The sequence below is a fragment of the Xanthocytophaga agilis genome (assembly GCF_030068605.1).
Taxonomy (GTDB): Bacteria; Bacteroidota; Bacteroidia; order Cytophagales; family 172606-1; genus Xanthocytophaga; species Xanthocytophaga agilis.
Window position 1 is genome coordinate 247,052 of record NZ_JASJOU010000002.1, and the last position, 15,741, is coordinate 262,792.

Genomic DNA, 15,741 nt, shown 5'->3' on the forward strand with positions numbered 1-15,741 from the left:
GAAGATTCTTTTATATTTGCACTGTTACGTTACAGAACAATGAATGGTATTCAGGAATCGTTCTGTAGGTATTTCAATTTTTACTAAATAACCATTTTTATTGCTTATGAAAATCTTAGTCTGTATTACTCATGTTCCCGACACGACAACTAAAATTGCCTTTACTGATAATAATACCAAATTAAATAAGGCTGGAGTACAGTTTATTACAGGTCCCTATGATGATTATGCATTATCTCGTGCTATTGAATTGAAGGAAGCTCAAGGAGGAACCGTAACAGTTCTGAATGTAGGAGAAGCCGATACAGAACCAACAATTCGCAAAGCACTGGCAGTAGGAGCTGATGACGCTATCCGCATCAATGCAGAGCCAACAGATGCTTATTTTGTTGCAGAACAGATTGCCAATATAGCCCGTCAAAATAGCTACGATCTGATTCTGATGGGTAGAGAATCCATCGACTTCAATGGTGGTCAGGTTCATGGTATTGTGGGCGAGATGCTGGGTATTCCATCTGTTTCACCTGTAATGAAACTGGATATTGAAGGTACTACAGCCAAGATGGCACGTGAGATTGAAGGTGGAAAAGAATATGTGGAAGTATCTCTCCCACTGGTGGCTGGCTGTCAGGAGCCTATTGCGGAATGGAAAATACCTAATATGCGTGGTATTATGTCGGCCCGCACAAAACCTCTTCAGGTTATAGAACCATCTTCTAAAGACACACTTACTCAAGTTGCCGAGTTTCAGTTGCCTGCTCCTAAAGGTGCGGTTAAAATGATACCAGCTGAAAATGCAGAACAACTAATTTCTCTACTAAAAAATGAAGCGAAAGTAATATAAGGCCCGACTTTTGCTTTGAACTGACTATGCAATTAATTTTAAATTAACACTCAAATTTTATCTAAACTACACTATGAAAAAGTTAATCATTCTTGCATCATTTGTTATTCTTGCTTTCACTCAACACTCATTTTCTCAAGCCCCTGTTGTTCCGAAATATGAATACATGCAGGTAACAACCATTGAGTCTCTGGTTGCCGGAGGTATGGGTCGTTCACGGATGATTTCCACAGATCCAAATGGAAAACTACAGGAACTTCCCTTAGAAAATTTCTTTAGCCTGGGTGGTATCAATTTTTCGAATGTTCGAAATAATGACAAAGTCATTACAGATAAGATCAATGAACTATCTGATCAAGGCTGGGAAGTAGCCCAGGTATCTACCGGAGCGACAGATGATTCCGGAAAAGGGATCTTCATTACCCGTTATCTGATGAGAAGGCCGAAGAAGTAAAACAAGATATCAAAACAAGAATGTATCATTTCTTAAACACCAGACAGGTGAAACACACGTTTCTGGTATTCTCAAGTTGAATCTATTATTAAAATTCTGATATGTCTGTTCTTGTTTTTATAGAAACTGCTGAAGGCGCAGTTAAAAAATCAGCCTTGGAAGCCACAGGATATGCGGCAGAAATAGCAAAAAAAACAGGTAGCACTACCATAGCTATTGTCATTGGAACAATTGATGCAGGCGAACTGGATAGTGTAGGAAAGTCGGGAGCCAATAAAATTCTGCATGCTACAGATGATCGCTTGAATGTACCAAGTAGTCAGTCATATGCCACTGTGATAGCACAGGCTGCAGAAAAAGAAAATGCTGAAGTTGTAGTTCTGGCCAAATCAGCATTAACAGATGCTATTGGTGCAAGACTGGCAGCTAAATTAAAGGCGGGCCTTGCTTCTAATGTTACAGAACTACCAGACCTGAGCAATGGGTTTAAAGTGAAACGCAGCATTTACACCGGAAAGGCTTTTGCAGTAACCGAAATGAAATCTGCCAAAAAGATTCTGACCATTAAGAAAAATGTGTTTACACCAGAAGAAACAGGCAGTGTAGCTCCCATTGAAGCGTTTACACCTACTTTATCTGAGGCAGAGTTTGCTATTAAAGTCACAGGCGAAGAGAAAGCTTCAGGAGAAATCTCTCTGACTGAAGCAGATATCGTTGTATCCGGAGGCCGTGGTCTGAAAGGTCCGGAAAACTGGGGGATCATTGAAGAGCTGGCACATGCATTACATGCAGCAACCGGATGTTCTAAACCTGTATCAGATTTAGGATGGAGGCCACATCACGAACACGTAGGACAAACTGGGATCAAGGTAAGCCCGAACCTGTATATAGCAGTAGGTATTTCCGGAGCCATTCAGCACCTGGCAGGCGTCAATTCCTCTAAGGTGATTGTAGTTATAAACAAAGATCCGGAAGCACCATTCTTCAAAGCAGCTGATTATGGCATTGTGGGGGATGCATTTGATGTACTTCCCCGCCTGACTAAAGCAGTGCAGGCTGCCAAATAAATCTGCTCTTATTTAGTAAACCTCTGACATTTTGCTCATTCATGGAATGAGAGTAAACTTGTCAGAGGTTTTTTTATTTCAGAAAAGAGCTATACATTTCTGATTCAACACATAAAATTATGGGAATGATCTGGTGATTAATTTTTGTTATCCATAAAATATTATAAAATTGCAACCGGAAATCCGATATCTGACTATTGCTATAAATTAACGTACGAACGTGGATAAAATTAAATTAGAAATATTAGGACTATCTTCCAGTCAATCACAGTCAGGGTCTTTTGCATTGGTGTTAGGTGAAGAACGTGGCAACCGCCGTTTACCAATTATTATTGGCATGTTTGAGGCTCAGGCTATTGCTATTGAAATTGAGAAAATTGTTCCCAACCGGCCTATGACTCATGATTTGTTTAAGTCATTTGCACAATCCTTTAAATTTTCTATTCTGGAGATTGTGATATCTGACTTGCGCGAAGGAGTATTCTATGCAAAGATTGTGTGTACAGATGGAGTAAAGATGATAGATATTGATGCTCGGCCATCAGATGCCATTGCTATTGGGCTAAGATTTGGAGTGCCTATCTATACTTTTGAACCAATTTTATCAGAAGCAGGCATTGTACTTACAGAGCCAGAAGAAGACGAAACATTAGTAAGTAAAGATGAAGAAACAAAGAAGAATCCTGTAAAAAAATCGGGTACTTCTGAACAACTGAAAGATATCTCCAGTGATCAGCTAAAGACAATGCTGGATGAGGCGCTGGAAAAAGAAGATTATGAACGTGCCGCTAAAATCCGTGATGAATTGAATAAAAGAAACTAACATAAAAATGAAAAGCCTCTTCTTAGGAAGGGGCTTTTCATTTTTTCACTTAGTCAGATCATTTACTGACAGGTAATGGAACGAAATTCCGGACCTTTCTTTCCAAAAAGTTCCCAATTACCATAAGCCTCAAAACATCCTTTTGTAGCTATTTCCCAACTTTGTTTTCCTAAGCTCTTCCACTTGTTTATATCTTTGTACTCTGCTTCCATAGTAATTTTATAACTACCAGCAGGCAGTGTGACTGATTTGTTAGCTCCTTTTTCAATGGTTCCACTTTCCAGCTTCTGATCTGCATTATCTTTATCCTTAAAAGATAAGGTATACTGCACATCCCAACCTATGCCTCCCTGGGTTCCTGTATTATTTGTTAAAGAAACAGCAGCTTCAGGAACTAAAGTACGAGTACATGCTTCTATAGTATATTGTGTTGTGTATCCCATACGGGCTACCTGATTGTCTTTCAAAAAGCGTACAGTATACTGGATAGGAACACCTGGATTCTGAATTGTATACAAGCTATTTTTATCATTTATATATCCTGCCAGTTCGCCATAACTTCGTGCACTCAAAGATCTTGAATTTACAGTAGCATTTTTCCCAATGCTTACCAATGTAATAGTAGCATTGGCCAGAATATTTTTCACTTTGGTCTCTGTATCCCCACTTACACTCGTTACACCAGTTGCATATTGTAAGGCAACCTCTACATCTTCGGGAGTAACAGACAATGATGTCTCCATACGAAACAGAATTACACGTCCATATGTCACGGTCTGAATATAGGCAGGAGGAGCCTCATTACTAACTACCGCTTTGATTTTAGAAATAGTTTCATCAATAGTGGCAATGTCACTATCCTGACCAAATACAACTGCAGGCGAATTGGGTTCTGGCATTGAAGCTGTATAAAAGCCTTGTTTTACCACCATCATGGCAACTTTCTTCGCTGAAGATGATGGATAATTAAATTGGGAGGCAATAGTACTGTTTGCCCAGGTTGTATTCATATTCAGATCCATTGCTACTTGCTGGGCAGAATAGGAAGGTGCTGTCTTATACGAAGTATAGTTTGGATTTACATATCCTTCCTGATAGGCGTTTGCATTCCACCAGTTCAAGGCATTCGTAACAGCGTTCTGTATAGCTGTATCTGAAGGGTTATCGACTGTTACAGAGCCATTGTTTCCTATGCCTGGCAGATCTATCTTGATAGTCACAGGATTTCGGGCAATTTTTATTGTATCCGGATCACCATCCAATAGAGAAGCATTTCCTTTTACCAATGCCCCAGGCCAGATGTTTCCATGCAAAGGCCGAAGTATGGTAATAGCTTCTTTGTTAGTCTGCAAAGTGTAAATAGTCTTTCCACATGTAGTAATATATCCCCCAGATTGACTGGATGCTCCATTTTCAGAACCTGTTTCTACACGTTTATCAGGCTCATTGCCTATATTCTGAACATTGAGCAATTTAGCCGGATCGTATTCCAGGGAATTAATCAATGAACTCACATTCTGGGTGAAAGGATCTGTTTCTTCTTTTTTGCAGCTACTAACAAAGTAGACAATTACAAGTAGAAAGCCAGAAATCAGTTTTCGGGATTGTAACAAGTTTGAATACATACTTATGCTGTTATATAAATAAATTGGCTATACTGTTTGGTGTAGTACCCATTCAACAGGTTATAGCATAAAAAATAATGCCTGTCAAGCAGATATATCTTTACAGGCATCACATATAAAATATGCTTGACGAAAAGGCATTATCTGATATAAACAGACAAGGCAGTAAAAGAGAAAAGCTCTATTCTAATCCGGAATAGAGCTTTTCTCTTTTATGGTTAACAGTAGTTATGCTATTTTCTCCGCTTGCTTATGGTTAAAGCCCGTCTTGATAAGGTAATATATTGGGATACCAACCAACACAATGCCCAACCCTATCAAGGTGTATTGATAGTTATAATACAATGCACTAATACAAAACCCACTAGCCAATAAGATATATAGAGCAGGCAATACGGGATATCCCCACGCTTTATAGGGACGCAATGCATTAGGTTGTTTGGCACGTAATATAAAGACTCCCAAAATAGTGAGAATATAAAAGAGTACGGTAGCAAACATAACATAATCCAGCAGGCTGTTATAACTTCCACTCAGTGTGAGTGCACAAGCCCATATTCCCTGAAAAACCAATGCATTGGCAGGTACACCGTTACGGTTGAGACGAGCAGCCTGTTTGAAGAAAAGCTTATCAATTGCCATAGCATAATACACACGTCCTCCAGCCAGAATCAATCCATTGATACAGCCAAAGGTAGAAACCATAACCATAGCTGCAATAAAGAATACACCTTTTTCACCTACAATCTTTTCCATTAATACAGTAGCAACACGATCTGCAGGAGCATTTTGTATTTCAGTTAGCGAAAGACTACTCACATACGTAATGTTGATAAAAATGTAGATCAGACTTACCGAGGCAGTGCCAATGGCCAACGCCAGAGGTACATTGCGTTGCGGATTTTTTACTTCCCCGGCAGTAAAGGTGATATTATTCCAGGCATCTGATGAAAACAAAGAACCAACCATAGCCGAGAAAAAGATGCCTACTAAAGCCAGCATAGGTAGACTTTGTCCATCCGCTCTGTTAAAATCCCATATGCTCTGTGTTACTTCGGACTTGGTAAAGGCAATGTATATACCCAACAAAATGATAGCTACCAGTGATCCTATCTTGGCAAACGTAAACAGATTCTGTATCAAGGCCCCTGTTTTAATACTTCTAAAATTTGAGAATGTCAGCAGAACTATACAAAAAATAGCCAATACTTGTTGTGTTGATATTTTCAAAAAAGCAGAGTCAATGATATAATTTTCTGCCGATATCATCGGCAAGAATACACCTGTAAACTTGGCAAAAGCTACTGCTACAGCAGCAATGGTTCCAGTCTGAATGACTGCAAAAAAAGTCCAGCCATACATAAAAGCAACCAATGGGTTAAAGGCTTCTTTCAGATACACATACTGCCCTCCAGCCTGAGGCATCATACCAGCCAGCTCGCCATAACTAAGTGCACCAGCAAATGTCATAAATCCGGTAACGATCCAGGCAAGTATCAGCAAACCAGGCGATTGTAGGTCGCGAGTCATATCTGCTGCAACAATAAAGATCCCTGACCCGATCATAGAGCCCATAATGAGCATAACCGAATCAAGTAGAGTAAGTGATTTCTGTGGTTTTTCAGACATATGTTTGATAAGATGAAGGATGTTTTTCTAACTAATTGAATGCAAGTTAATCGAAGGCTTTTTTGCCGAAAATGTGTTTTCTAAAGAAAAAGATGCCTGGATTCTTTTCCCAAATTGCAAAACTAGGGACTATATTCCAAATTATAGGCTTCAATAGTACCCATAAGGTAACACTTCCACAAATAACACTTCACCAGGGTTTGGGTAGCAAAGAAGGATTTAGTAAGTTTGAGAAAACAAACCTAACCAATAAAATATGAAGAAATCTACCCATCCTCCCCTACAGGCCCGCGTCATCTTTTGTCGAATTAACCTGTTTCATTCATAGAAATACACTATTTTTAGGCACCAGCCTTTCATGTGTTAAACATCCTTTAATTTATCCTTATCTTTCCCTTATTAGTCACATTCTTCGTAAATGATTTATCTTAGAGGAGTCTTTGGACTAGCTTTTTTGATTGCCGTTGCGTATATGTTTTCATCCAATCGCAAGGCCATTGACTGGAAACTAGTCGGAACTGGTATTTTACTACAATTGATTTTTGGATTACTGGTTATAAAAGTGGATGTTGTAGCAGATGGATTTGACTGGATTAGCCGGGGATTCGTTCGCTTTCTGGACTTCTCTGCAGAAGGAGCCAAGTTCCTGTTTGGAGATCTGACTAAAGACTTTGCAGCCAATGATCCTAAAGCCACCCATCATTTAGGCTATTTATTCGCATTCAGGGCATTGCCCACTATCATTTTCTTCTCAGCCGTAACTTCTGGCTTATATTATCTGGGTATATTACAAAAGGTAGTATATGGGATTGCCTGGGTTATGTCGCGCACGATGCGTCTTTCCGGAGCGGAAAGTTTCTCTGCTGCCGGCAACATATTTCTGGGTCAAACAGAAGCTCCTTTGCTGGTACGTCCTTTTGTTCCTACTATGACACGTTCAGAACTACTCTGTCTGATGATAGGCGGAATGGCCAATATTGCAGGGAGTGTCATGGGAGCCTATGTTAACTTTCTGGGAGGAGATAGCCCCGAATCCAAAGCAGAATTTGCGGCCCATCTCCTGAGTGCTTCTATTATGAGTGCACCTGCTGGTATTTTAATCTCTAAAATATTGCTTCCAGAAACTGAAAGCATAGATCAAAAGCTTGTTGTACACAAAGAGCAATTGGGTGTTAATATTATTGATGCCATGTCTATTGGAGCCGCAGATGGACTAAAACTTGCACTCAATGTAGGTGGCATGCTAATAGCCTTTATTGCAGTTGTCTATATGGTCAATGCTGGTTTATCCAGTATAGGAGACATTACAGGTCTGAATGCATGGGTGAAAGCCTCAACGGAAGGTACATTCAAAGAGTTTTCGCTGGAATACATTTTTGGTCAGGTTTTCCGACTTTTTGCCTTTGTGATGGGTATAGAATGGAAGGACACCTTACTGGTAGGCAGCTTGCTTGGACAGAAAACAGTCATCAACGAATTTGTAGCCTATCTTAATCTGGCAGAAATGCAACGTACAGGAGTAATCTCACGCCGTTCTGTAACGATTTCCACCTATGCATTGTGTTCGTTTGCCAACTTCAGTTCTATCGCTATCCAGGTAGGTGGAATTGGCAATATGGCTCCTAATCAACAAGGAAATCTTTCCAAACTAGGAATGACTGCACTATTGGGTGGCACATTAACAACCATGATGACAGCAACCATTGCAGGCACTCTGATTGAAGAGTAAGATTTACCAACCTATAATTCAATTACCCAGCAAGTCTGATATCATTTTCCATTCCAACATGGATCTTTATATTTGTGTATAAAAATATCAGGACTTGCTATCAACTTACAACAAAGTAACAATTAACCACTTAATTAGTTATCTCATGGAAATATTCACGGGCATAGACATCGGCGGAAGTAGTGTTAAATTTGGATTGGTAGAAAGTGATGGAAAATTATTAGAGAAAAAGAAAGTACCAGTCAAAGAATTACGTGCTTCAGGTGTTCTGTCTGAAAATATATTAGCATCGATCCAAGAGTGGATCAAAGATCATCCTCAGGTCAAAGAAATAGGCATTGGCGTCCCCGGAATGATTTCCCGGGATCGGCGTAGCCTGGTAGAACTGGCCAATATGCCTGAATTAAATGGCCTTCCTATTGTTGAACTACTGGAAAAAGCGAATCCTGGTATTGCATTCTATCTGGAAAATGATGCCAACGCAGCCGCACTGGGGGAGTATTATTTTTCAGGCCAGCAACTTCCCGAAAACTTCCTGCTGGTTACTCTTGGCACAGGAGTAGGTAGCGGGCTGATCATAGATCATAAGATATTCAAAGGTGCGGATGGTAATGGACTGGAGCTTGGTCATATTGTAGCAGGGAATGGAAAAAGTATAGAGCAGAATATTGGTAAAGTTGGATTTTATGCCAAAGCAGCTGAACTGCTTAAAGAACATAAAGGCAAGTCAGTGCTGCGCGATGTAGCCAAAATAGATGATGATGTATTACTGGAAGCAGCCCGTGATGATGATCCTGTTGCTCTAAAAGCATTTGCCTATTATGGCAAATATGTAGGAGAAGCATTGGCTACTGCAGCCTATATTCTGGATGTTAAAACCTTTATTATTGGAGGTGGTGTAGCCAAAGGATATCCATTCATGCAGGAACAGGTATTGAAGTCCATGCAAAAATTTCTAACTCCATACTATCTTGATAAACTGGATATCAGACTGGCAGTATTACGTAATAATGCAGGTATATTAGGTGCTGCGGCCTTGTGTTTTAAGTAGAAGAAACTTATCAGCTATATAAAAACGCATTCTGACTACTATTCGGAATGCGTTTTTATTTTGTATTCCCTCCTTTGCCAATTTCCTCCCTCTACTTATCTTCGATCAGGATTTTACTGTATAAAACATTTTTGTCTTATCAATACCTTCGCAAACAAAGTTGTCTGGATTACAGGAGCTTCCTCTGGAATAGGAGAAGCATTAGTATATGCACTGGCTCAGCAAGGGGCCAGACTGGTATTATCTGCCCGTCGAAAAACTGAATTGGATCGTGTAGCTCAACAAACTCAGTTACCTGCAGCACATATTCTTATATTGCCATTGGATGTAGAACAAAGTGACACCTTTGATAAAGCTACACAGACTGTTATTCAAACATTCGGAAGAATTGACGTACTGATACTCAATGCAGGTATCAGCCAACGTTCCTTTATAAAGGATACCCCTTTAGCAGTAGACAGGCGTATTATGGAAATTAACTATTTTGGTATAGTAGGACTTGCCAAAACCGTATTACCAACATTTGTCAAACAGCAAAGCGGTCAGTTCATTGTTACAAGTAGTGTAGTAGGGTATATAGGAACACCTATGCGCTCTTCCTATGCAGCATCTAAACATGCTTTGCATGGCTTCTTTGATTCTCTACGAGCTGAACACTGGAAAGACAAGATCAAAGTTACTATTGTATGTCCAGGATATATTAAAACGGCGATCTCCCTACATGCGATTGATGAAAATGGGGAGCAATACAATAAAATGGATACAAACCAGGAGAAAGGTATGCAGCCAGATGTCTGTGCCAGGCATATACTAAAGGCTGTCAAAAAGAATAAAGAAGAGGTTTATATAGGAGGCAAAGAAATCCTTGGTATCTATATGAAGCGATTTTTTCCAACGTTGCTATCAAGAGTGATTCGTAAGTACAATATCAAAACCATTGACTCATAGAAAATTCAGTTGTGGTTCACTTGATCTGATTAGTCTATATTCCATATTTCTCTGGTCAGATTGTATATTTCAACCGATTGTTCCTGATTCATTGCCAGATGACATTTGTATCCATCCGCTATCTGGATTTCCTTTAGAAACCAGTTATCTCCTTCCAGGTAAGTAAAATCAGTTTGAATCTGAAAGCTTTGTAAAGGAATATACATCCCTTTGCCATTGGCTTTCAACACAGCTTCTTTTTGTGTCCAGTATACATAAAATGCAGTTTGTTGGTCTACAGCATTTTCTATTCTCATCCATTCATCCATACTCATCTGACTTTTGAAATCCTCAGGCCTTACTGCAATCATTCGTTCCAGATCAATTCCTACTTTTCCATACCGGGTATAGGCAATGATGGCAAAATCTTCTGAATGAGCAATATTAAAATCCATATCTAAATCAGGCACAAAAGGTCTGCGAAAATCTGTATATGTTATCTCAGATAGTTTGGCATGGCTAGAATCCTCTTTTTGTAACGCCTTATATAAAAGAACTTTTCCTGCAAGTGATAAATAAGCATCCCGTTTTATTTTATAACTCAACACTTGTTTTTGCATGGTATCAGAGAGATAAGGCAGCCAATAAAAATAAGCCTCTTCTGAAACATAGCTGGAAGAACAATCTGCATACAAAATAGTAATCATATGTAACTCATACTTATGTGATAACAATGGTATCTATTCTCAAACACTGAATAAACATAAAGTACTGCCTATCAAGCAACTACACCTAATTCACGGAAATATATTATTTACCACCATACGCTGGAGGTTATACTGAAACAAATCCATTCCTTCCTATGTAAGCCTTAATCATATATAATAGTAACTCCCTCTCTCCTTTTCATAGCCAATATTCTTGTAACAGCTCTTCTTCTTCTGTTACAGGTCACAATCTGTCTGGTTACACAAACAATATGTTTTTAGTTTACATTTTGCGGTTACTATTCACGCTATCAGTAGGATATAACAAAAATCCTATTTTTCTATGCAAAATACGCCAGCTTTGGAAAGCAATGATCTCATTGCGACTAATCATTCTTTACATAATCTTTCTACTGTCTCAGCCAATAATACACAGTCTTCCCATCATCCAACATGTGTACTTATTGGAGAAGGAGCATTGTTAGCTCAATGTGCCCGGTTATTACTAGAAAATGAATTTTCCATTATTCAGATCATCTCTGCAGATAAGCAGATACAAAATTTTGCACATGAATTAAACCTTCCTGTTTCAAACTCGTTTCATACACTCTCCGAATTTATAGAAAAACATTCAGTAGATTATCTTTTTAGTATCATTAATCACCACATTATACCTGAAAGAACCCTTTCACGTGTTAAAAAACTGGCAATTAATTATCATGATGGCCCGCTTCCAAAATATGCAGGTTTACATGCCACCTACTGGGCTCTACTAAACAAAGAAAAAAAACATGGTATTACCTGGCATGTAATAGAACCAGGTATTGATACAGGGGCTATTCTTACACAACATCTGGTTGACATTGATCCGGATGAAACATCCTTTACACTTAATATAAAATGTTTTGAAGGTGCATTTCATGCTTTTTCTGAATTAGTAAACGCTATACGGCAAAATCAGCTTGTCTTTACTCAACAAGATCCACAAGCCAGATCTTATTTTGGTACCGACAAACGTCCGCCCTATAGTGGTATTCTTTCCTGGAACCAGGAGGCAACAACCATTGAACTGCTATGTAGAGCATCTGATTTTGGATTTTATATCAATCCGCTGGGTTTGCCTAAAATTGCACTAGACAATACTTTTATCTTGGTGCGTAAGTGTCAGATAGCAGAAAAACAGTCAATAAGTTTACCAGGAACCCTTGTAGCCTTATCAGAGGATACAATAACCATAGCTACATCGACTCAGGATATTGTATTGTCTCAATTCTCAACAATAGATGGTCAAAACCTTAGTGTTTCTCAGCTAAAAGATAAATATAAAGTAAAAGAAGGCTCTCAATTACCAGAAATTACAACTCAAGCTATTCAGAGAATTACAGAGATAGACTCTCAGATTGCCAAATTTCAAAATTATTGGGTAAAGAAATTAACAGATCTTCAACCCACATCTCTTCCATTCGCCTCTCGTCTTCCACTGACAGGGATCAATTCAGATCGGCCTCATATTGTATCAATACCCCTTTCTGACTTTACCAAAGACTTTCTTACTGCTTACCAAAATAATTCGCAAAGTACCCATTTCTTAGTATCTGCGTACCTGTTGTATCTGGCACGGATTACAGGTAATACACAAATACAGGTGGGTTTTAGTACAACTCATTTACTTACCAAACTTCATGAATTGCCTGATTTTTTTGCCACTACACTTCCATTTCAGGTAGATATTGACTCACAAAGTGACTTTGAACCTATCTATAATGCAACCCAAAAAGAATTAACCCGCGTTTTCAAATCAGAGACGTATGCTCTGGATGTAACAACACGTTATTCGACACTTCGCAATAAAAATGAAATAAAAGAAAATCCATTATATCCGGTTGTAGTTGTTAACGCGCAGAAACATCCTGAGAATTACCTGCAGTTAGGAAGAGATCTGACAGTTTGGATAACAGAGGAGGATCAATCTGTCCATCTGGTGGCAAATCCCTCTAAACTAGATCTCACGACAGTAGAACGAATCAGCAATCAGTTTGCTACCTTGTTACAGGAACTGATCCGGAATCTGCATGAACCTGTAAGTCAACATACTCTCCTTTCTGTACCAGAGCAGTATCAGATACTTGTTGAGTGGAATGCCACAAAAAAAGACTATGAGACAAACATCTGTATGCACCAACTGGTTGAACAGCAAGCCGCACGTACACCCAATGCAGTAGCTGTTATCTTTGACAATACCCAACTGACCTATGCTCAATTAAATGAGAAAGCAAACCAACTGGCTCATCTGCTTATATTACATGGTGCCGCACCAGAAGTGCTGGTAGGTATATGCATGGAAAAATCGCTGGAAATGGTCATTGGCGTACTGGGAATTCAAAAAGCAGGTGCGGCCTATGTTCCTCTGGAACCTACGGCCCCCAAAGACAGACTAGGAATTGTACTTAACGATTTACAGTTAACACTTCTTATTACTCAGGAAAAACTCAAATATAAGTTTGACACCTACGATTTTACAACCATTGCAGTAGATGGAGAGACCGAGAAACTAAAGGCGCAACGGACCAGTAATCCTATAAGTTTTGTCACTTCTGATAATCTGGCCTACATTATTTATACATCAGGGTCTACAGGTATTCCCAAAGGAGTAATGGTGCGCCACAAGCCAGCTATCAATCTAATTGAATGGGTAAACAATACCTTTCAGATGGGAGCTTCCGATAGGGTCTTGTTTGTTAACTCTCTTGGGTTTGACTTATCAGTATATGATATTTTTGGAATGCTGGCAGCAGGAGGTTCGGTTCGTATTGCGTCCAAGACCGAATTACAAAATCCCCAGCAACTATTGGAAATTCTTTATCAGGAACCTATTACACTCTGGAACTCTGCTCCTGCTACTCTAAGCCAGTTGCTGCCATTCAGTAGTATTGTAGAACAACCAACAACAACCTCATTACGGTTAGCCTTTCTAAGTGGTGACTGGATACCATTGGCTATGCCCGGCTGGATCACACAGCATTTTACCAATACACAGGTAGTAAGTCTGGGAGGAGCTACAGAAGCAACTGTATGGTCCAACTATTTCTTAATTCCCCGTCAACTGGATGAACAATGGGTAAGTATTCCGTATGGGTATCCAATACAGAATGCTAAATATCACATTCTTGATTCGAATTTACAGCCTGTACCTCCGGGAGTAGCAGAAGAACTTTACATTGGAGGACAGTGTCTGGCAGAAGGCTACTTTAAACGCCCCGAACTAAATCAGGAAAAGTTTATTCGAGACCCATTCAGTAATGATTCCAGTGCTCGGCTTTACAAAACAGGTGATTTGGCTCGTTATATGCCAGATGGCAATATCGAGTTTTTAGGACGTAAAGATCATCAGGTTAAGATACGCGGCTATCGGATTGAATTAGGTGAAATTGAAGCAGTTCTCACTGAGCATCCCAACATACAGGAAATTTTAACAATTGCTCAGCCGGATGCTTCCGGAAATAAACGTTTGATAGCCTATGTTGTTCTCAAATCGGCTCAGGGAACTGCGTCAGCCGACCTGAGAGCATTCCTAAAAGATAAATTGCCGGAGTATATGGTTCCTTCCCTATTTGTATTTCTGGATGCCATGCCTCTAAACCCAAGTGGTAAAATAGATCGCAAAGCACTACCTGCCCCTTCTGAACAGGAAGATACCCAGAATGAATATGTACCACCCCGCTCTCCTTCTGAATATCTGGTAGCTGAACTCTGGTCAAAAATACTACAACGTTCCAGAATCAGCATACATGACAATTTCTTTGAAATCGGTGGACACTCACTATTAGGTGTACAATTCATTTCACAACTCAGTCAGAAAACAGGTAAAAATCTGCCTTTGTCATTGTTATTCTCAAATCCTACTATTACTCTTTTTGCCAGATTTTTAGAAGAGAATATGCAGGACTCAGTCTGGAACTCATTGGTTTCCATACAGCCCAATGGCCATAAACCGCCATTGTATTGTATACATCCTGTTACAGGAGGTGTTGAATATGTCAATAAACTCGTAGCGTACCTGGATACAGATCAACCTGTTTATGGCTTACAGGCTGTTGGAATGAATGGAACAGATATTCCACTCGAATGCGCCTATACTATGGCAGATCATTACCTGAAACTAATTTTAACCCAGCAACCTGTAGGCCCTTATCATCTGGCAGGCTATTCTATAGGAGGGTTAGTTGCTTACGAAATTGCGATCAGATTACGAGAAATGGGTAAAGAAGTACCAACATTAATTCTTTTTGATACTTATCCAGCCAGAAAGCGCCGAATTGCCAAGTATAAACATGTAGGCTTGAAGTATATATTCAAAAGCTGGAAAAATCAGTTATTCTCACCCCGTATTCCATTCAAACAAAAGTGGAGCATTGTGGGTGATATACGGCAGATGCATCTGGATTTTCTAAATACGGTAGCCATTCATTTTAATCTTCCGGCTCGTAATGCCCAACAGGAGCTTGATGAAAATATTGGAGATGAATATGTAACACGGGAAGAAGTTCTTCGGGCTTCATGGAAAGCAGGAAGAAACTACCAGCATAAAGACTATGATGGCAATGTTGTATTTATACGTGCCAAGAACAATGTAGCCAAGTATCTCTCCAATTCAGATTTTGGCTGGAAAAAACATATTACCTCTAATCTTAGTATTTATGAGATTGATGGTAATCATTTCTCTCTGTTTAAAAATGAAAACAGTCTTACTCAGATAGGCAACATTGTTCAATCTGAACTAAATAAATCTGCTTTAACTCATACTCCTCAGGAAATTCTAGCCTGAGAAAAGTAGCCACTGGCTATAACTTTCAGCATATAGCCAGTGGTTGTTCCCATTCTACCT

At 39.4% G+C, this 15,741-nt stretch carries 11 protein-coding genes; 8 read left to right on the plus strand and 3 right to left on the minus strand.

All coding sequences use genetic code 11. From position 1 onward, the window contains the following. The first annotated feature begins 106 nt into the window (after positions 1–106). The 4 genes from QNI22_RS07830 to QNI22_RS07845 all read left to right on the plus strand — a co-directional run bounded on the left by QNI22_RS07830 (position 107) and on the right by QNI22_RS07845 (position 3,188). On the plus strand, positions 107–844 hold the full coding sequence (locus QNI22_RS07830; protein WP_313974906.1) for an electron transfer flavoprotein subunit beta/FixA family protein: 738 nt from the start codon (positions 107–109) through the stop codon (positions 842–844). Positions 845–917: 73 nt separating this feature from the next. Next, entirely contained in the window at positions 918–1,298 is a 381-nt protein-coding gene (locus tag QNI22_RS07835; protein WP_314510085.1) for a type 2 periplasmic-binding domain-containing protein, read from the plus strand. A gap of 101 nt (positions 1,299–1,399) precedes the next feature. After that, complete coding sequence (locus QNI22_RS07840; RefSeq protein ID WP_314510086.1) at positions 1,400–2,365, plus strand: electron transfer flavoprotein subunit alpha/FixB family protein; 966 nt, start codon at positions 1,400–1,402, stop codon at positions 2,363–2,365. 220 nt (positions 2,366–2,585) lie between these two features. Further along, positions 2,586–3,188 (plus strand): bifunctional nuclease family protein, encoded by a 603-nt coding sequence (locus tag QNI22_RS07845; protein WP_313974912.1) that lies wholly within the window; start codon positions 2,586–2,588, stop codon positions 3,186–3,188. 62 nt (positions 3,189–3,250) lie between these two features. On the opposite strand, the gene QNI22_RS07850 is transcribed toward QNI22_RS07845, so the two are convergent. Next, positions 3,251–4,813 carry a thiol-activated cytolysin family protein gene (locus tag QNI22_RS07850; RefSeq protein ID WP_314510087.1) on the minus strand — a complete coding sequence of 521 codons (1,563 nt, stop codon included), beginning with the start codon at positions 4,811–4,813 and terminating at the stop codon, positions 3,251–3,253. Positions 4,814–5,041: 228 nt separating this feature from the next. Then, positions 5,042–6,442: an APC family permease gene (locus QNI22_RS07855; protein WP_314510088.1), complete on the minus strand. Its 1,401-nt coding sequence runs from the start codon at positions 6,440–6,442 to the stop codon at positions 5,042–5,044. Positions 6,443–6,860: 418 nt separating this feature from the next. Here QNI22_RS07855 and QNI22_RS07860 point away from each other — a divergent pair, with 418 nt between their 5' ends. From QNI22_RS07860 to QNI22_RS07870, 3 genes are all read left to right on the plus strand, one after another. After that, positions 6,861–8,171 carry a NupC/NupG family nucleoside CNT transporter gene (locus QNI22_RS07860; protein ID WP_313974918.1) on the plus strand — a complete coding sequence of 437 codons (1,311 nt, stop codon included), beginning with the start codon at positions 6,861–6,863 and terminating at the stop codon, positions 8,169–8,171. A 145-nt stretch (positions 8,172–8,316) separates the two neighbouring features. Beyond that, positions 8,317–9,222 carry an ROK family protein gene (locus QNI22_RS07865; protein ID WP_314510089.1) on the plus strand — a complete coding sequence of 302 codons (906 nt, stop codon included), beginning with the start codon at positions 8,317–8,319 and terminating at the stop codon, positions 9,220–9,222. A 60-nt stretch (positions 9,223–9,282) separates the two neighbouring features. Then, positions 9,283–10,170, plus strand: coding sequence for an SDR family oxidoreductase (locus tag QNI22_RS07870; RefSeq protein WP_314510090.1), 888 nt, complete (start codon positions 9,283–9,285; stop codon positions 10,168–10,170). A 29-nt stretch (positions 10,171–10,199) separates the two neighbouring features. Here QNI22_RS07870 and QNI22_RS07875 read toward each other — a convergent pair whose 3' ends face one another. Then, a complete protein-coding gene (locus QNI22_RS07875; protein WP_314510091.1) occupies positions 10,200–10,856 on the minus strand; it encodes a 4'-phosphopantetheinyl transferase family protein in 657 nt (218 codons plus the stop codon). A gap of 343 nt (positions 10,857–11,199) precedes the next feature. On the opposite strand from QNI22_RS07875, the gene QNI22_RS07880 reads away from it, so the two are divergent. Then, the gene (locus QNI22_RS07880; protein ID WP_314510093.1) at positions 11,200–15,681 is read left to right on the plus strand and encodes an amino acid adenylation domain-containing protein; all 4,482 of its coding nucleotides are present in this window, start codon (positions 11,200–11,202) and stop codon (positions 15,679–15,681) included. Positions 15,682–15,741: the final 60 nt, after the last annotated feature.